Consider the following 16,487-nt stretch of genomic DNA (forward strand, 5'->3'; position numbering starts at 1 on the left):
CTAGCTGCGATCGCGCCGGGCGCGCTTGAGGTGGTCGACGTAGACGGCCGCGATCAGCACGAAGCCGATGACGACCTGCTGCCAGTAGGGCTGGACGTGGGTGACGACGAAGCCGTTCTGGAGGACGGCGGGGATGAAGATGCCGACGACGGTGCCGAGGATGGTGCCGATGCCGCCGAACAGGCTCGTCCCGCCGAGCACGACCCCGGTGATGACCTGCAGCGCGTCGGTGGCGTGGCCGGAGATCGTGGTGGTGGCGAAGCGGGTGAGCGACATCGCGCCCGCCACCCCGGCGAGGCCGCCGCTGACGGCGTACAGCTTGATCAGGTGCCGGTTCACGTTGATGCCGGCGCGGCGGGCCGACTCCGCGTTGGAGCCGACGAGGTAGGTGTGGCGGCCGAACCGGGTGTAGGCGAGGATCAGGCCGCCGACCAGTGCGGTGATCGCGGCGACGTAGACCAGCCAGCTGAAGCCGAGCGGCCGGGACGTGGTGATCTTCAGCAGCGCGTCCGGGACGGTGGTGACGTCGTTGCCGCCCGTCATGATCTGGGACGCGCCGAGCGCGGCGCCCATCGTGCCGAGCGTGGTGATCAGGGCGGGGACCTTCAGCAGCGCGATGCACGCGCCGTTCAGCACGCCCCAGGCGATGCCGGCGAGCACCGCCGCCGCCATCCCGGCGACCACGACGAGGGCGCCGTCGCCGCCGATCGCGGACATCGTCTTGGCCATCACCACGCCGGAGAACACCAGCACCGACCCGATCGACAGGTCGAAGCCGCCCGCCACCATCACGTACGTCATGCCGACGGCCATGACCAGCAGCACCGAGATGTCCAGCGAGACGTTGCGGCCCGTCGCGGCGGTGGGGAACGCCTCCGGTCGCAGCATGGAGAACAGCAGCACGAGCAGCGCCAGCACCAGGCCCATGTAGGCCGGGGAGGTGGACAGGAACCTGCGCAGCGGAGAGCGGTGAGCGATCTTCAGAGCGCCGCTCGCGTCGTCCGTGCCGGTCGCGTCCGTGCCGTTCGAGGGGTCCAGGGCCGTCTCGTCGGCGGCTTCCGCCGGGGTGGCCGGCGCGGGGGTCTCGGTCATGCGGCCTTCCCTTCCAGAGCGCCGGTCATCGCGCCGACCAGCTGTTCCACGGTCGTCTCCGCCGCCCGGTACTCGGCGACGCGCCGGCCGAGCCGCAGCACCTGGACGCTGTCGGCGACCTGGAGCACCTCGGGCATGTTGTGGCTGATCAGCACGACCGCGATCCCCTTGTCCGCGACCCGCCGGATCAGCTCCAGGACCTTGCCGGTCTGCCGGACGCCGAGGGCCGCGGTCGGCTCGTCCATGAAGATCACCTTGTCGGCCCACATCACCGACCGGCAGATCGCGACGCTCTGCCGCTGGCCGCCCGACAGCGCGGCGACCGGGGCCTCGATGTCCTTGACGTCGGTGCCCATGTCGACGAACGCCTGGCGGGCCCGGTCCCGCATGGTCCTGCGGTCGAGAACGCCGAGCCGTCCGAGGAGGCCGGGTCTGAGCAGCTCCCGCCCGGCGAAGACGTTCTCGGCCGAGCCGAGTTCCGGAGCGAGGGCGAGGTCCTGGTAGACGGTCTCGATGCCCATGTCGTGGGCGCTCTCCGGCGAGCTGAAGGTCACCCGCTCGCCGTCCAGCAGGATCTCCCCCGCGTCCGGGCCGAGCGCGCCTGAGAGGATCTTGACCAGGGTGCTCTTGCCGGCTCCGTTGTCCCCGATCAGGGCCGTCACCTCACCGCGGGCGACGGTGAAGTCGACTCCCCGGAGCACCTCCACGTGCCCGTAGCTCTTGCCGATGCCGCGGGCCTGGAGTAGCGGGTCCGCCATCTGTGATCTCACCGACCTTTCCTTCGGTCCGGGGCCGCGGACCGACCTCCGCTCCCCCTCGGCGGGGCGGCGGTCGCGCCGCGCCGACCCGGTCGCCGCCGGCGGGTCGCCGAGCCGGCGGGGAGGGCCGGCGTGTGCGCCGGCCCACATCGAGTGGCTTGGCGCGAAATCTACGAGCCGCCGGATCCGAAGGACAACGCCGAATGATCCTCTACCTTCCACAGGACTATCCTGTGCGTCCTCGAAAAGCCCTGTGGCGTAAGGGCTGCCGCGCCCCCGGTCAGTCCCGCGGGCCGAGGATCCGGGCGTGCGGGCCGTCCTGCGCGAGACGGTGCAGGTGGGCGCGCGCGAGCCGGATGAACTCGGCGGTCGCCGCCGACAGGCGCGCGCCGCGCCGCTGGATCACCGCGATCTCGTCGTGCAGCGGCTCCTCCAGCGAAGCGCTGTGGAGGCCGGGATCGAGCGTGCGCAGGACGGTGCTCGCCGCGATGGTGTCCCCGAGCCCCCGCCGGACGAGCTCCAGCGCGCCCTCCACCCGCTCGACCTCGACGTACGGCGCCATGGTCAACCCGCGCGCCTGCATCCGCGTCGCGAGCTGGCGCCGGGTCGGGTCCACCGCGGCCCATGCGGCGTCGTAGAGGATCAACCGCTCCCGGGCCAGCCGTTCCAGCGGCACCGGACCGCCCGCCCGCCGCGGGTCGGCGCTGACGTAGCGCACCTCGTCCCGCAGGATCGACTCGACGGTCAGGCTCTCGTCGTCGACCGGCAGGACGACCAGTCCCGCCTCCAGCCGTCCGGCCCGGACGGCGTCGGCGACCTCGGCGCTGTTCTGCCCCGGGAGACGGAGGCGCACCCGCGGATGCTCCCGCAGGAAGGTCTCGACCAGGGGGCCCACCAGGTAGTAGTCCGCGTTGCGGAACAGGCCGAAGCTCGCGAGCCCGCCCCTGAGGCCGCGGACGTCGGCCACCGCCCGCTCCGCCTCCTCGGCCGCCCGCAGGGTCGCGCGGGCCTGGGGCAGCAGCGCCCGGCCGGCGTCGGTGAGCTGCAGCACGCGCCCGCGCTCGAACAGGGCCGTGCCCACATGCCGCTCCAGGCGCCGGATCTGCTCCGAGACCGACGGCGTCGCCAGGCGCAGCCGCTCGGCCGCGGCGGAGAACGAGCCCGCTTCCACCGCGGAGACGAAGTACAGCAACTGGATCAGCGTCATTAAGGAATTGCCTTCCGCTTCCTAAGGAAAGAGAGGCTACCCCTTCGCAAAGCAGGTCGGCTAACCTCGCGGCAACCGGGCAGTCGCGTGCGGCGGCCGTGCTCGGCTCGGCGTCCCCGCCCCCCGCTCCTCGCCTGGACCACCGGGGCCGACCACGCCCTTCGACCCGCCCCGGCTTCGCGCGAGGGCCGTCCGCCCCGCGTGAAAGTCCGGCCCATGACGGGCGGGCCGCCAGCCTTCCCCTCCGACCCTCTCGTTTAAGGAGTTCCACCGTGCGTGTTCCCGCCGGCGACGTGACCCTGATCAAGAAGCCGCTGAAGGTCGCCTCCAGCGCCGTCGACCCGCAGGTCCGCGACCGGGTGAGCGAGATGCTGTCGACGATCGAGAGGGACGGCATGGACGCCGTCCGCCGGTACTCCCGCGAACTGGACGACTGGGACCCCGGATCCTTCGAGGTCACCGCCGACGAGGCCCGGGCGAGGGCCGACCTCGACCCGAAGCTGCGGGAGAGCATCGACTTCGGCATCGAGCAGGTCGCCGGGTTCGCGGCCCGCCAGCTCGCCACCCTCACCGACTTCGAGGCCGAGACGCTGCCCGGGGTGGTTCTCGGGCAGCGGCAGATCCCGCTCGCCCACGTCGGCGCCTACGCGCCCGCCGGGCGGGTCCCGATGCTGGCCAGCCCGTTCATGACGGTGAAGGTTCCCAAGGTCGCCGGAGTGGACCGTGTCATCGCGTGCACCCCGCCGCGCGCCGGCCGCGGCGTGCACGCGCCGACGCTGTACAGCCTCACCGCGTCCGGCGCGGACGCCGTCTACTGCCTCGGCGGGGTCCAGGCCGTCGCGGCGATGGCGTTCGGCCTGCTGGACGGCGCCGGCCCGGTGGACAAGCTCGTCGGCCCCGGCAACGCCTTCGTCGCCGAGGCCAAGCGGCAGCTGTACGGCCAGGTCGGCATCGACATGATCGCCGGACCGTCCGAGGTCGCGGTGATCGCCGACGACTCGGCCGACCCCGAACTGGTCGCCGCGGACCTGCTCGGCCAGGCCGAGCACGGCCCGACCTCGCCCGCCGCCCTGATCACGACCAGCCGCGCCATGGCGGAGGCGGTCGTCGCCGAGATCGACCGCCAGCTCGTCGACCTGGAGAAGGCCGGAGGGGCGGAGGTTCCGGGCGCGGCCTGGCGCGACTACGGCTTCGTGCTGCTCGCCGCCGACCACGAGGACGCCGTCCGGCTGAGCGACCTCCTCGCGGCCGAGCATCTGGAGGTGCACACCGACCGCGACGACTGGTACCTGAAGAACCTGCGCAACTACGGTTCGCTGTTCGTCGGGCAGCGCGCGACCGTCGCCTTCAGCGACAAGGTGATCGGCACGAACCACGTGCTCCCCACCGCCGGCGCGGGCCGCTACACGGGCGGCCTGTCCGTCGCGTCCTTCCTGAAGACGGTGACCTGGCAGCGGATCGACACCGACGAGGGGGTCCGCACGGTCGCGCCGCACGTCGTCACCATCTCGCAGGCCGACCTCATGCCCGCGCACGAGGCCACCGCCGCCAAGCGGCTGGAGCGCCTGCCCCGCGACTGAGGCCGCCGCAGGCCCGGACGAGGCCGGATCCACATGGAGGGGTGGTTCTGCACCGGGCAGAACCACCCCGCCTGGCCGGACGGGGAAGAGCTGCGGCGCCCGTGTTCCGTCCGGTCAGCGGACGGCCGTGGGGGCGAGGCCGAGAGCGGTGAGGGCGCGCGTTCCCTGGACGGCGTGGTCGCCGCCCGCGAGCAGCAGGGTGCGGGCCGACTGGTAGCGGCAGCCCGCGGCGTCGAAGGCGTCCACCGTGGCGAGCAACCGCTCCCGGGCGCCGTCGAGGAGCGCCCCGGCGCGTTCCACGATCGCCCCGGCGACCGGGTCACCGGCGGTGATCTCGCGGGCGTCGGCCAGGCGTTCGCGTGCGTCGGGTCCTCCCGCGAGGACCGTGGCCTCCGCGCGCAGGGCCACGTACCAGTGGAGCCAGATCCAGGTGACCCACCTCCACACCTCGCCGGGGCCGGGAGCCAGCCGCTCCATCGCCTCCGGCGCCTGCCCGTTGTGGAGCAGCAGCATCGCGTCGAACACCGCGCCGTGGCCATGGGTCCGGTTCGGTGACGTGCCGAACCGCCCCAGGATCGTGCTCCACTCGTTCCGGGCGTCCTGATCTCCGCGGAGGCCGTGGATCATCGCGACGGCGGTCACCGCCGGTTCGAGTTCCGGCCACACGGGGCTGCCGCTCCGCCGCCACCCGTCCAGGAACCGGACGGCGCCGGTGAGCACGCCCTCGGCGTCGCCCGCCAGCGCGTCGGCGACCAGCTGCCAGCTCGTCGCGCGGTGTCCCACCTCGGCGAGCGACGGGTGATCCGCGAGGAGTCTCGCCCAGTGCCGGGCGTCGGGCAGGTCCCCGACGCCGATGCCGGTCTGGGCGGCCTCGCCGAGGGCCTGGACGAGCTCGTGGGCGACAGCGGGCGTGGTCCGCGCGGACGACAGGAGGGTGACGCGGCGGCGGGCCGTGGCCGCGGCGGCGAACGCGTCGCCGACCCAGCTCTGGACGGCGGAGAGCGCGTCGAGCGCGGCGGACTCGGCGGACGGGACGCCGGTGCGGTGGGCGAGCCCGACCGCGTCCTCGGCGCGCGCGAGCGTCCGCGCGACGGCGTCGTCGTGCGGATCCTGGTCGGCGCCGAACGCGTCGGCGACCGACGCGGCCTCGGCCAGCGCGACGGCCGCCCGCGCGACGGGGTCGTCTCCGGCGTGCTCGCGCGCCTCGGCGATCAGCGCGAGCGTCTCCTCCGGGGGCGGCGTCCGGACGAACGTGCCCGAGAAGCGGAACACGGTGGTCGCGGCGGTCGCCAGGTCGGCGGCGGCGCGGGCGGTGTCTCCGGACCGGCGGGCGGCGTCCGCGGCGGCCCGGTGCAGCCGGTACATGTCGTCTCCGTGCATGCGGCACCCGGCGACGGCGGCGGCGTGCCGGAGCGCCGCCGCGGCCCCGGCCGGTTCCCCGGCCAGCGCGGCGGCCTGCTCGTACCGCTGCTGGGACTCCCCGACCAGGTTGCGGGTGAAGGCGAGTTCCGCCAGGCGGAGCGCGAGATCGTGCGCGTCCGCGCGGTGGTCCGGCTGTTCGGCCGCCCAGGCGAGGGCGGAGCGGAGGTCGTCGGCGGCGGCGTCGAAGCGGGGCCGCCAGTCCGTTCCGGCGGCGCCGGTGAGGCTCGCGGCCGTCGCCAGGCACCAGCGGAGGTGCCGGGCGCGGACGCCGTCCAGCTCACCGGCTTCGGTGAGCCGCTCGACCCCGTACTGGCGGATCGTCTCCAGCGCCCGGTACTCGGTCGCGCCCGCGGACGCCCGCACCAGCAGCAGGCTCTGTTCCGCCAGGCGGGCCAGCCCTTCGACCACCACCCCCTGCTCGGCCCCGGCCACTTCCGCCGCCGCCGCGGCGGTGAACGGCGCGACGAACACCGACACCCGGCGCAGGAGCTCCCGGTCGGCCGGTTCGAGCAGGGTGTGGCTCCAGTCCACCGCCGCCCGCACCGAGCGGTGCCGGTCGTCGGCGCGGGGGCCGCCGGCGAGCGTCCGCAGGGGGTGGGACAGGGCCGCGGTGAGACCGTCCAGCCCGAGCGTGGGGTACCGGGCGGCGGCCAGCTCGATCGACAGCGCCATGCCGTCGAGCCGCTCGCAGATCGAGCGGATGTGCTCGTGCAGCGGAGGATCCAGCGGCCAGCCGATCGCCGTCGCCCGCTCCTTGAACAGCGCGACCGCGTCCGACTCCCCGTCGGACAGCGACAGCGGCGGGACGGCGTACACCCGCTCGAACGGCACCATCAGCCGGGCCCGGCTCGTCGCCAGCACCGTCACCTGGGGGCACGCCGCGAGCAGCCGCTCCAGGAACAGCGCCACGCCGTCCCGCACCTGCTCGCAGTTGTCCAGGACGAGCAGGGCGCGCCGGTCGGCCAGCGCGGCGGCCACCGACTCGGTCATGCCGCGGCCGGGCTGCTCGCCGAGACCGAGGGCGCCGGCGACCGCGTCCGCGACCATGCCCGGGTCGGTGACGGGCACCAGATCGACGAACCAGACCCCGTCCGCGAACGCGCCCGCGGCGTCCGCCGCGACGGCCAGTGCGAGCCGGGTCTTGCCCACGCCTCCCGGTCCCACCGCGGTCACCTGCCGATCCTTCCCGATCACCTCGGCCAGCTCGGCGCGCTCGCTCGCCCGCCCGACGAACGAGGTGAGCGGGGCCGGCGGGACGGGCGCCGGCCGCGACGCGCCGGCGGCGCGGCCGCCCGCGGCGGCCCGCCCGGCGGGCCCCGGCCGGTCCGGGACGTCCAGCTTCCGCAGCAGGGCGGAGACGTGGCTCTCGGCGGTGCGGACGGAGATGAACAGCCGCGCCGCGATCTCGGCGTTGCTGAGATGCTCCCCGACCAGCTCCAGCACCTCGGCTTCCCGGGGCGAGATATCCACTGTCGCTACCACTGTCCCATTCTGTCGCAAGCGCCCCGCTCCCCGTTCCGTGCCCGCGTTGCGTCAGGGCGAGTGCGTAGGCGGGTGCGTAGGGGCGGGTGCGTAGCCGGTTCCGTAGCCGCCACGGATGTGGCCGGGGCGGCCTCGGCGCGAGGCTGGGTGCAGTTGAACAGCGGGCCGACGCGGCCCCCGACTCCAGGAGTGACCATGAACGGCTCCCCCGTCCGCGGGATCAGGACCGTGCTGCATCCCGTGAGCGACCTGACCAAGGCCAAGGCGGTGTACACCGCCCTTCTCGGCCAGGCCCCGCAGACGGACTCGTCCTACTACGTCGGATTCGAGGTCGGGGGCCAGCACATCGGGCTGGTCCCGGACGGCGGCCCGCAGGGCATGACCTCGCCGGTGGCCTACTGGCACGTGCCGGACATCGAGGCGAAGCTCGCCGAGCTGACCGCCGCCGGCGCGGCCGTGAAGGAGGCCGCGCACGACGTCGGCGCCGGACGGCTGGTCGCCACCGTCACCGACCAGGACGGCAACGTCCTCGGGCTGATCCAGGACCGCTGAGCACGACCGTCGCCACCGGACGAGAACCACCTACCGAGAAAGAAGCATCATGATTTCCTTCGCATCCGTCACCCTGGAAGTCTCCGACCCCGCGGCCGCGGAGGCCTTCTACGAGGCCTTCGGCATCGCCGACCGCGTGAACGTCCGCGCCTCGGACGAGCCGGCCATGGGATTCCGCGGCTTCGCGCTGTCGCTCGTCGCGTCCCAGCCCGGCAACGTCGACGCCCTCATCGGCGCCGCCGTCGACGCCGGCGCCACGACGCTGAAGCCCGCCACGAAGTCCTTCTGGGGCTACGGCGGCGTCGTCCAGGCCCCGGACGGGACGATCTGCAAGGTCGCGTCCTCCAAGAAGAAGGACTCCGCGCCCCCCGCCCGGGAGTTCGACCAGATCGCGTTGCTGCTGGGGGTCGCGGACGTCAAGGCGAGCAAGCGGTTCTACGTCGACCGCGGTCTGGCCGTCGCCAAGAGCTTCGGGGGCAAGTACGCCGAGTTCGACACCCCGTCCTCGGCCGTCACGCTGGCGCTCTACCCGCTCCGCGCCCTGGCCAAGGACATCGGAGTCCCCCAGGACGGCACCGGCTCGCACCGGCTCGTGCTCGCCGGCGGCGACGAGGCCTTCACCGACCCGGACGGCTTCACCTGGGAGGCCGCGCCCGCCCGGACCCTGGCCTGAAGCCGCGTGGACCTCGCCGCTCCGCCCAGGCTCGGGCTGAGCCGAGGCCGGCCAGGCCCGGCGCCTCGGTGGCGGTGCTGCCGGAGCACCGTACAGCGAGCCTAGAAGCCGTCGTGAGGCTCCTGGAGGGGCAGTCGCAGCGTGAAGCGAGTGCCGGGCGAGTGGTCGGCGATGTGCAGGCTGCCGTCGTGGGCCTGGGCGATCTGGCGGGCTATGGGCAGGCCCAGTCCGCTGCCCTCGGGATCGAACCGGCGGGCGTCGGCGCGCCGGAAGAAGCGGCGGAAGACGCTCTCGCGCTCGTCGGCGGGGATGCCGGGCCCGTCGTCGGTGACGTTCAGGACCGCCTCCCCTCGCTCGCGGGCGACCGTCACCTCGATGCGGCTTCGGGCGTGGCGTTCGGCGTTGTCGAGCAGGTTGTTCAGCAGGCGTGTCAGCCGGACGGGCGAGACGTCCACGATGACGCCCGGCTCGGCGTCGACGGTGACCCGCACGCCCGGCGTCCGGTGTGCTTCGTCTCGGCGGTCCACTTCGGCCCGCACCAGGCGCGCAAGGTCGACCGACCTGGTGTCCAGCGGGGTGCGGGCCTCCAGCCGGGCCAGCTCCAGCAGGTCGGCGACGATGTCGCCGATGCGTTCGGCGTCGTGCAGCGCGGCGTCCAGGACCAGGCGGGAGTCTGCCTCGGGGTCGCTCAGCGCGACCTCCAGACGGGTTCGCAGGCCGGAGACGGGGCCGCGCAGGTCATGCGAGGTGTCGGCGATGGCCTGCTGCTGGATCTCCAGGGCCCGGCGCGCCGCCTCCGCGGCGTGGCGCTCTCGCGCCTGGGCGCGCCGCAGCCGCTGGTTGACCTCCTGCAGCTCACGGGCCCGCGCGAACAGCTCGGCCTCCACCGCCTTCGTCCCGGCCGCCAGCGCCTGCCGGACCGGCTCGGCACTGGCGTCGGCCTCACGCAGTCGCTGGACGAACCCGGTGACGTCCTCCACCTGGTTGACCACCCACGCCACCCGCCCGTCCGGCCCCAGCAGCGGCGTGTTGACGATGGTCCAGTGACGCTCCTGGAACACCCCCGACCCCGCCGGTTCCTCGACGTCGTAGCGTTGCAGGCCCATCCGGTCGGCCTCGCCCTCGTTCACCACCCGTTCCAGCGAGTCCTTCAGCCGGCGGGCGCTGTCCCCCTCCGGCCCGCCGGGGAACACGTGGAACACGTACCGGCCGATCAACTGCTCGCGCGACCGCCCCGACGCCCGCTCGTACGCGCAGTTGACCGTCACGTACTCCCACTCCCGCGACAGGATCGAGCACGCTACGGGCAACGCCTGGAACAGCGCCGAGAAGTCCACATCGGCCATCTCCCACACATACGTCTCAAACCAGTATTTAGCACTCAATAGAGGGTCAATTTGCCTCTAACACCGGTTGGGGAGAATCCAGGTCGCCTCCCACACGCCTCAAAGCCGCGGCGCCGAGCGACTCGCCGTCTGAGCGCTTCAGGGCGGTGAACTGCGGGAATTCCTGGAGTCATAGGGAGGAAGCGATGGGCCGTGACCGAGTGAGGCCCTGACTCATGGCGATCGGGCGGAGCGACGGCCACGTCCCGCTGCGCGACTACGCGGTGATCGGGGACGGGCGCAGCGCCGCGCTGGTCGCCGTCGACGGGTCGGTGGACTGGCTGGGGCTGCCGTACCTGGACTCCCCCTCGGTGTTCGCCGCCGTCCTGGATCCCGTGCGAGGCGGCCGTTTCCTGCTGGAGCCGGAGGAACCGTTCACAGTCGTCCGGCGGTACCTTCCAGGCACCAACGTGCTGGAGACCACGTTCACCACCGGCCGCGGCAGTGTGCGGGTCACCGACTCCATGACGCTGGAAGGCGGCGAAACGCTGGGGCCGATGCGGGAGTTGCAACGGCGCCTCGACGGCGTGACCGGCGTCGTGCCGTTGCGGTGGAGCGTGCAGCCGCGGTTCGGTTACGGTGCCCGCCGTCCGCGGATCACACGGCGCGCCGGTGTTCCGGTGGTGGTGGCCGGCGGGGACGCGCTCGCGGTCTGCGCCTGGGACGCGGGCGAGCCGGTGTGCTCCGACCGGGCGATCAGTGGCCGCCTCGAACTGGCGGCGGGGCGGCAGGCCCTGGTGACGATGCCGTTCGCGCACCAGGAACCGCTCGTCCTGCCGACCCGGTCCGAATGCGACGCCCGTATGGAGCACACCATCGCGGCCTGGCGCGGCTGGACGCGGGAACGTTCGTACGAAGGCATGTGGCGGGACGCCGTGCTGCGCAGCGCGCTGGCGCTCAAGCTCCTGATCTTCGCTCCCTCGGGGGCGATCGCGGCCGCGGTCACCTCCTCGCTGCCGGAGCAGGTCGGAGGCGGACGCAACTGGGACTACCGCTTCTCCTGGGTCCGCGACTCGGTGTTCACCCTCGACGCGCTTCTCCGGCTGGGGTGCCCCGCCGAGGCGGACGCCTACTTCTGGTGGCTCATGCACGCCACCCAGCTCACACATCCGCGGCTGCGGGTGCTCTACCGCCTGGACGGGGGCGGCCACGCCCCGGAACGGACGCTCCCCCTGGCGGGCTACCGGGGCTCCAGGCCGGTTCGGATCGGCAACGCGGCGGGCGCCCAAGTCCAGCTGGACACCTACGGTGAGCTGCTGCAGACCGGCTGGCTGTACGCAGGCGCCGCCGGACGGCTGGACGCGGACCTCGCCCGGCGCCTGGCCGAGCTGGCCGACTTCGTCTGCGCCGCCTGGCGGCGTCCCGACTCGGGGATCTGGGAGGTCCGCAGCGAGCCCCTGCACTTCACGCACTCGAAGATGATGTGCTGGGTCGCGCTCGACCGGGCCGTCGACCTGAGCGAGCGCGGACTGATCCAGGACCGCGGTTCGGCCCGCTGGCGCCTCGCCCGCACCCAGGTGCGCGACTTCGTCGAGACGCGTTGCTTCTCGCCCCGCCGCCGCTGCTACACGCGCTCCGCCGATAGTTCGGAGCTGGACGCCGCCGTGCTGCTCGGTCTCCTCCACGGCTACGCACCGCCCGACGATCCGCGCATGCGCGCCACGGTCGACGCCGTGGGCCGCGAGCTGCGGCACGGACCGTTCGTCGACCGGTACTCCGGCGAGGACGGGTTGAGCGGTACCGAAGGCGCGTTCCTCGCGTGCTCGTTCTGGCTGGCCGAGTGCCTCGCCCGAACCGGGCGCCTCGACCAGGCCGTCGCCCTCATGGACGACCTGGTCGGCCTGGCCAACGATGTCGGCCTCTACGGCGAGGAGATCGATCCGGACACCGGCGCCTTCCTCGGGAACCTGCCCCAGGGCCTGAGCCACCTGGCGTTGATCAACGCCGCGTGCGCCATCGGCTCGGTCGCCGGGGAGGCGGTCGGGTGAGCGCCTGGGGAACCGCCGCGGGCGCCTTCGTCGCCACCCTGGTCCTGACCACCGTCCTGCGGGCCGCCAGCGAGTTCAAGCTCACCCGCGCGGACCTGCCGTTCCTGCTCGGCACCGCCCTGACCGCCAACCGGGCCCGCGCCAAGGCGATCGGCTACCTCCTGCACTTCGTCAGCGGCGAGGTGTTCGCGTTCGTCTACTACGCCGTCTTCCTCGCCATCGGCCACGCCGGCTGGGGGCTCGGGGCTCTCTTCGGTCTGGTGCACGGGATGTTCGCCGGCACCGCGCTGGTCAACATCCTGCTGCCGCTGGTCCACCCCCGAATGGGCAGCCCGTTGACCAGCGCCCCCAAGGTCGCCCTCCTGGAACCCCCCGGGTTCCTGATGCTCAACTACGGACCCAGCACACCACTGGTCACCGTCCTCGCCCACGTCGGCTACGGAGCCATAGTCGGAGGCTTCACCTCCCTCACCCCCCACGGATGACCCCGCCAACGTTCGGTGGGTTGTTCAGTGGTGCCAGGGGAGGCGGATCGGCTCGGTGGGGGTGCGGCCCGCCAGGAGGTCGGTGAGGAGTTCCGCGAGCATGAGGGGGTAGACCGGCTCTTCCACGCTCGCCAGCTCCTCGATCCGCCACCAGCGGTGGGCGCTGACGTGCTCGCGCTCGATCCGGGTGAAGCCGGTGGTGTCGATGTCGAGGGCCCGCGTGCGGAACAGGAAGAAGTCGTCCCGGAACACGCCTCGGGCCCAGCCGAGATCGGCGTAGCCGGAGGCCAGGGCGACCTGCGGGCCGAGCTCCTCCGGGGAGACGATCAGGCCGGTCTCCTCGCGCAGCTCGCGGGCGGCGGCCACGCGCAGGGTCTCGCCCTGCTCGACGCCTCCGCCCGGAGTGATCCAGCAGTGGCCCGCCTCGGGGTCGCCGGCGGCCTTCGGCCAGCGGAACAGCAGGACGCGGTCGGTGTCGTCCACCAGCAGCACGCGGGCGGAGCGCCGCCGGTAGACCTCGTCGGGCGGGGCGGTCACGTGCCCAGCACGGAGGCCAGCTTGGCCAGCTGGGCGTCGTAGATGCGCTGCAGGCCCTTGGGAGCGAACGTCCGCTCGAAGAAGCCTCCGATGCCGCCCGCTCCGTCCCAGGTGGTGGTGACGTGGACGCGCGCGCCTCCGTCGGCGGGGGTGACCGTCCACGTGGTGACCATCGAGGAGTTGGCGTCCCGCTCCACCAACCGGTCGCCCGCGGGGGCGCTCACGGTGAAGAGGCAGTCGCGCACCCGCTTGCTGGTGGCCGCCAGCTTCCAGTGCACCACCGTGCCCTCGCCCTGGCCGCCTTCCCGCACCTCGTACTCGCTGAAGTGCTCCGTCAGCATGCGGGAACGGACCCCCGTGTAGTCGCTGAGCGCTCCGAGGACCTGGTCCGGGCTCGCCTGCAACGTGCTCTCCGCGTCAACCACGACTTGTCCCATGCCGATCATCCTTTCACCGCACCGGACTGACGAGCGCATCGCCGGGCTTTCACGCCCCTTCCGAGACTACGACCCGGTACCGCCCGGTGCTCCGGATCCGGCCACCGGAGGGTGGGGACAAGGGCCGTTCGCCGTGGTTCCCTACGACTATCCCGGCAACCGGACGCGGACCGGCGCACGTCTTGGAGAGTCGCGTGGACACGAGCACATCTCGGACTCCGGAAACCTCGGTGGACGCCGTTCAGCGAAGAGCCAGAATCGCCGGTGTCTGGTTCATCCTCACCTTCGTCCTGTCGATCCCGGCGGTGCTGCTGTACGACCCGGTCCTCAACGACGCGGACTACATCGTGGGAGCAGGCGCGGACACGCAGGTGCGGGTCGGAGCACTCCTGGAGATCCTGACCGCCGTCGCGAACATCGCGACGGCGGTCGTGCTGTTCCCGATCCTGAAGCGGCAGAGCGAGAGCGTCTCCCTCGGCTACGTCGGCTCGCGGATCCTCGAATCGACCGTCATCGTGGTGGGGGTCGTCTGCGTGCTCGCCGTCGTGGCGTTGCGGCAGGACCTGTCGGGCGGAGGCGGCGCCGACGCCGCTCTGGTCGGCCGGTCACTGGTGACGTTGAAGGATCAGACGTTCCTGCTCGGCCCCGCCTTCTGCGCGGGCTTCGGCAACGGACTGCTGCTGGGCCACCTGATGTACCGGTCGGGCCTGGTGCCGCGCCCCATGGCGCTCATCGGGCTCATCGGGGGCCCCATCGCCTGCGCCACCGCGACCGCCGTCCTGTTCGGCGCCTACGAGCAGCAGTCCCCTGTGAACTTCCTGTTCACGGCGCCGGAGATCGTCTGGGAAGCGTCACTGGGGATCTGGCTCGTCACCAAGGGATTCCGCCCCTGCCCCCTCATCAATTGAGGTGGGACATCCTCGTATTCGCCATTAGTCAGAGCCTTCTCCCGCCATTGCGGGCGGCGTTCGCGCTCGCCGCTCGCAGAAGACGTCCCCGCGCCGCGAAGCACGTTCGGCGGTCAGTTCTGGGCGAGAATGGCGCCGAGGCGGTCGACGGTGGCCCGGGACTGCAGGTGCAGGTCGGCGACGTCCAGTCCCTCGTCGCCCAGCACGACGAGCAGTCCTGTGCGCTGGACGGCGTAGACCACGATGTGACCGCTCTGGCAGCGGGTCACCACCTCGCGCAGCTCGCCCATGCCGACCTCGTTCCCCGCGCTTCGGCCGAGGCCCAGCGAGGCGGCGGCGAGCGCCGCCAGGACGTCGGGCCGGACCTCGTCGGTGTCGGAGGCCACCAGCATCCCGTCGACCGACGCCACGGCGGCGTCCGTGACGCCCACGACCTGGCCACGGAGTGCCTGCAGTTCCGCCAGCACGGCTTCGCGCATACCCGTTCCCCCCAATTCGCCCCGAGACGGAGACGCGGTCAGACGCTGAGTTCGGCTTCGATGCGCCGCAGGTGGTGCCTGGCGAGCGCCAGGTTGGCGCGTTCCCGGTTGAGAGCGAGGTAGAGGAACAGGCGACCATGACCTCGCCCGAGGACGCGGATCAAATTGTACTGCCGGTTCAAGGTGATCAGGATGTCCTCGACGGAGTCGTCGATGGCCAGCGATTCCAGGGTCCGGACCTCGGCGCGCACGACCTCCGTGCTGCCGGCGGCCGCGATCTCCAGGTCGAGATCGGGGCCGCCTCCGAGCGACCCGAGGGACATGCCGCTGTCATAGTCGACCAGGGCCGCGCCCATAGCGCCCTCGATCGCCATGGCTTCCTTGAGCGCCGTTTCGATGTTCATACCACTCCCGACGAATTGCTTATTTCGGACGCTAATATATCCCGCGAACGGGCTTCCACAACCGGGAAGCCCTCGGATTACGCCGAAGCGGCGCCGTGGCCACACTCAAAGGGGCATCAGAGAAGGCGAGAAGGGACAGATGGCATCAGAAGCGCAGCTTCCGGCAGAACGTGGGCGTGACCACGCGGGCGTGCTGATCTCGGCACTGACCCGGCGCGGCCGGCAGCGGTTCACCGGGACCCTGCGGATGGACGGGTCCCCGGGAGGCTCGGTGAGCATGCGCGACGGCCTGGTGGTGGCCGCCTCCACCCCTGCCGCGCCGGGACCCGAGCCGCTGCTGCTGCGGTCGGGGCGGATCAGCGAAGCCGACTGGACCGCCGCCTTCACCGCCGGCGCCCCCGAGGGCCGGCTGGAGCGCGAACTGGTGGTGCGCGGGCTCCTCGGCGACGCCGGCGTGCAGGTCATCACCCGCGCCGCGGTCGCCGACGCGCTGTTCGCCATGGCCCTGTGCGGGGTCCGCACCTGCACCGCCGACCCCGACGACGCCGTCCCGCTGCTCGCGTCCGATCCCGGCCTGGACGCCGAACGGGCCACCCGCGAGATCCGCCGCCGGCTCGACCTCGCCCAGTCCTGGGCCGTGCTCGGCCTGACCGTGCGGTCGAGGCCGCGGAGCGGCCGGCCCCCGGAGTCCGTGCCCGTCAACGCCCAGCGGCGGGAACTGCTCGCCAAGATCAACGGCCGCCGGACGCCCCGCGACATCGCCTTCGCCCTCGGACGCGGCCTCTTCCCGGTCATGAGCGACCTCGCCACCCTCATCGCCGACGGGCTGGCCACCTTCGAACCGCCCCTCATCGAACGGACCGAGCCCGTCCTTCCTCCGGCGCCGCGGAGCGAGCCCGTCGCCCGGACGCCGGAACCCCCGGGCGAAGGCATCCGATCGCGGACGGCCGCGCCTCCCCCGCCCCCGAACGCTCCCTCCGGGGAGCCGGCCGGGCTGCCTCGGCGCAGGCACCGGAGCACCGGCCACGAACCGCGATTCCAGCGGAAGCCGCCCGCCTGACTCCGCGCCTTTTCCGGCGACGCCGCCTCGCGCAATGC

At 72.8% G+C, this 16,487-nt stretch carries 16 protein-coding genes; 7 read left to right on the top strand and 9 right to left on the bottom strand.

Annotated elements, in window-relative coordinates:
• The 3 genes from ABD944_RS13520 to ABD944_RS13530 form a co-directional block, all read right to left on the bottom strand.
• On the bottom strand, positions 1-1,092 hold the full coding sequence (locus ABD944_RS13520; RefSeq protein ID WP_345175905.1) for an ABC transporter permease: 1,092 nt from the start codon (positions 1,090-1,092) through the stop codon (positions 1-3).
• Entirely contained in the window at positions 1,089-1,862 is a 774-nt protein-coding gene (locus tag ABD944_RS13525; protein WP_345175908.1) for an ATP-binding cassette domain-containing protein, read from the bottom strand. Before ABD944_RS13525 ends, ABD944_RS13520 begins: the two co-directional genes overlap by 4 nt.
• 268 nt (positions 1,863-2,130) lie before the next feature.
• Positions 2,131-3,057, bottom strand: a complete 927-nt coding sequence (locus ABD944_RS13530; RefSeq protein WP_345175910.1) for a LysR family transcriptional regulator — start codon at positions 3,055-3,057, stop codon at positions 2,131-2,133.
• Positions 3,058-3,329: 272 nt separating this feature from the next.
• Here ABD944_RS13530 and hisD point away from each other — a divergent pair, with 272 nt between their 5' ends.
• Positions 3,330-4,637 carry a histidinol dehydrogenase gene (hisD, locus tag ABD944_RS13535; protein WP_345175913.1) on the top strand — a complete coding sequence of 436 codons (1,308 nt, stop codon included), beginning with the start codon at positions 3,330-3,332 and terminating at the stop codon, positions 4,635-4,637.
• Positions 4,638-4,751: 114 nt separating this feature from the next.
• Here hisD and ABD944_RS13540 read toward each other — a convergent pair whose 3' ends face one another.
• The gene (locus ABD944_RS13540; RefSeq protein ID WP_345175916.1) at positions 4,752-7,529 is read right to left on the bottom strand and encodes an ATP-binding protein; all 2,778 of its coding nucleotides are present in this window, start codon (positions 7,527-7,529) and stop codon (positions 4,752-4,754) included.
• A gap of 207 nt (positions 7,530-7,736) precedes the next feature.
• On the opposite strand from ABD944_RS13540, the gene ABD944_RS13545 reads away from it, so the two are divergent.
• Both ABD944_RS13545 and ABD944_RS13550 read left to right on the top strand, forming a co-directional pair.
• The gene (locus ABD944_RS13545) at positions 7,737-8,093 is read left to right on the top strand and encodes a VOC family protein (RefSeq protein ID WP_345175917.1); all 357 of its coding nucleotides are present in this window, start codon (positions 7,737-7,739) and stop codon (positions 8,091-8,093) included.
• Positions 8,094-8,142: 49 nt separating this feature from the next.
• Positions 8,143-8,766 (top strand): VOC family protein, encoded by a 624-nt coding sequence (locus tag ABD944_RS13550; RefSeq protein ID WP_345175919.1) that lies wholly within the window; start codon positions 8,143-8,145, stop codon positions 8,764-8,766.
• Between the two features lie 101 nt (positions 8,767-8,867).
• On the opposite strand, the gene ABD944_RS13555 is transcribed toward ABD944_RS13550, so the two are convergent.
• A complete protein-coding gene (locus ABD944_RS13555) occupies positions 8,868-10,112 on the bottom strand; it encodes a PAS domain-containing sensor histidine kinase (RefSeq protein WP_345175922.1) in 1,245 nt (414 codons plus the stop codon).
• 215 nt (positions 10,113-10,327) lie between these two features.
• Here ABD944_RS13555 and ABD944_RS13560 point away from each other — a divergent pair, with 215 nt between their 5' ends.
• Both ABD944_RS13560 and ABD944_RS13565 read left to right on the top strand, forming a co-directional pair.
• The gene (locus ABD944_RS13560; protein ID WP_345175924.1) at positions 10,328-12,139 is read left to right on the top strand and encodes a glycoside hydrolase family 15 protein; all 1,812 of its coding nucleotides are present in this window, start codon (positions 10,328-10,330) and stop codon (positions 12,137-12,139) included.
• Positions 12,136-12,624 (top strand): hypothetical protein, encoded by a 489-nt coding sequence (locus ABD944_RS13565; RefSeq protein ID WP_345175926.1) that lies wholly within the window; start codon positions 12,136-12,138, stop codon positions 12,622-12,624. Before ABD944_RS13560 ends, ABD944_RS13565 begins: the two co-directional genes overlap by 4 nt.
• 24 nt (positions 12,625-12,648) lie before the next feature.
• Here ABD944_RS13565 and ABD944_RS13570 read toward each other — a convergent pair whose 3' ends face one another.
• Together ABD944_RS13570 and ABD944_RS13575 are read right to left on the bottom strand one after the other, a co-directional pair.
• Positions 12,649-13,161, bottom strand: coding sequence for an NUDIX hydrolase (locus ABD944_RS13570; protein WP_345175927.1), 513 nt, complete (start codon positions 13,159-13,161; stop codon positions 12,649-12,651).
• On the bottom strand, positions 13,158-13,598 hold the full coding sequence (locus ABD944_RS13575) for an SRPBCC family protein (RefSeq protein WP_345175930.1): 441 nt from the start codon (positions 13,596-13,598) through the stop codon (positions 13,158-13,160). Before ABD944_RS13575 ends, ABD944_RS13570 begins: the two co-directional genes overlap by 4 nt.
• A gap of 230 nt (positions 13,599-13,828) precedes the next feature.
• Here ABD944_RS13575 and ABD944_RS13580 point away from each other — a divergent pair, with 230 nt between their 5' ends.
• Complete coding sequence (locus tag ABD944_RS13580; RefSeq protein ID WP_345175932.1) at positions 13,829-14,506, top strand: DUF4386 domain-containing protein; 678 nt, start codon at positions 13,829-13,831, stop codon at positions 14,504-14,506.
• Between the two features lie 113 nt (positions 14,507-14,619).
• Here ABD944_RS13580 and ABD944_RS13585 read toward each other — a convergent pair whose 3' ends face one another.
• Positions 14,620-14,985: a roadblock/LC7 domain-containing protein gene (locus ABD944_RS13585; protein WP_345175933.1), complete on the bottom strand. Its 366-nt coding sequence runs from the start codon at positions 14,983-14,985 to the stop codon at positions 14,620-14,622.
• 38 nt (positions 14,986-15,023) lie between these two features.
• The gene (locus ABD944_RS13590) at positions 15,024-15,389 is read right to left on the bottom strand and encodes a hypothetical protein (RefSeq protein ID WP_345175935.1); all 366 of its coding nucleotides are present in this window, start codon (positions 15,387-15,389) and stop codon (positions 15,024-15,026) included.
• Positions 15,390-15,579: 190 nt separating this feature from the next.
• Between ABD944_RS13590 and ABD944_RS13595 the strand changes: the two genes are divergently transcribed.
• Complete coding sequence (locus tag ABD944_RS13595) at positions 15,580-16,449, top strand: hypothetical protein (protein WP_345175937.1); 870 nt, start codon at positions 15,580-15,582, stop codon at positions 16,447-16,449.
• Positions 16,450-16,487 lie beyond the last annotated feature (38 nt).

It is taken from the genome of Actinomadura verrucosospora (genome assembly GCF_039540335.1).
GTDB lineage: Bacteria > Actinomycetota > Actinomycetes > Streptosporangiales > Streptosporangiaceae > Spirillospora > Spirillospora verrucosospora.

Bases quoted from the DNA above. Each gene is read 5' to 3' on its own strand.
- ABD944_RS13520 (WP_345175905.1), bottom strand. From the start codon at position 1,092: ATGACCGAGACCCCCGCGCCGGCCACCCCGGCGGAAGCCGCCGACGAG.
- ABD944_RS13530 (WP_345175910.1), bottom strand. From the start codon at position 3,057: ATGACGCTGATCCAGTTGCTGTACTTCGTCTCCGCGGTGGAAGCGGGC.
- ABD944_RS13545 (WP_345175917.1), top strand. From the start codon at position 7,737: ATGAACGGCTCCCCCGTCCGCGGGATCAGGACCGTGCTGCATCCCGTG.
- ABD944_RS13550 (WP_345175919.1), top strand. From the start codon at position 8,143: ATGATTTCCTTCGCATCCGTCACCCTGGAAGTCTCCGACCCCGCGGCC.
- ABD944_RS13555 (WP_345175922.1), bottom strand. From the start codon at position 10,112: ATGGCCGATGTGGACTTCTCGGCGCTGTTCCAGGCGTTGCCCGTAGCG.
- ABD944_RS13560 (WP_345175924.1), top strand. From the start codon at position 10,328: ATGGCGATCGGGCGGAGCGACGGCCACGTCCCGCTGCGCGACTACGCG.
- ABD944_RS13575 (WP_345175930.1), bottom strand. From the start codon at position 13,598: ATGGGACAAGTCGTGGTTGACGCGGAGAGCACGTTGCAGGCGAGCCCG.
- ABD944_RS13585 (WP_345175933.1), bottom strand. From the start codon at position 14,985: ATGCGCGAAGCCGTGCTGGCGGAACTGCAGGCACTCCGTGGCCAGGTC.
- ABD944_RS13590 (WP_345175935.1), bottom strand. From the start codon at position 15,389: ATGAACATCGAAACGGCGCTCAAGGAAGCCATGGCGATCGAGGGCGCT.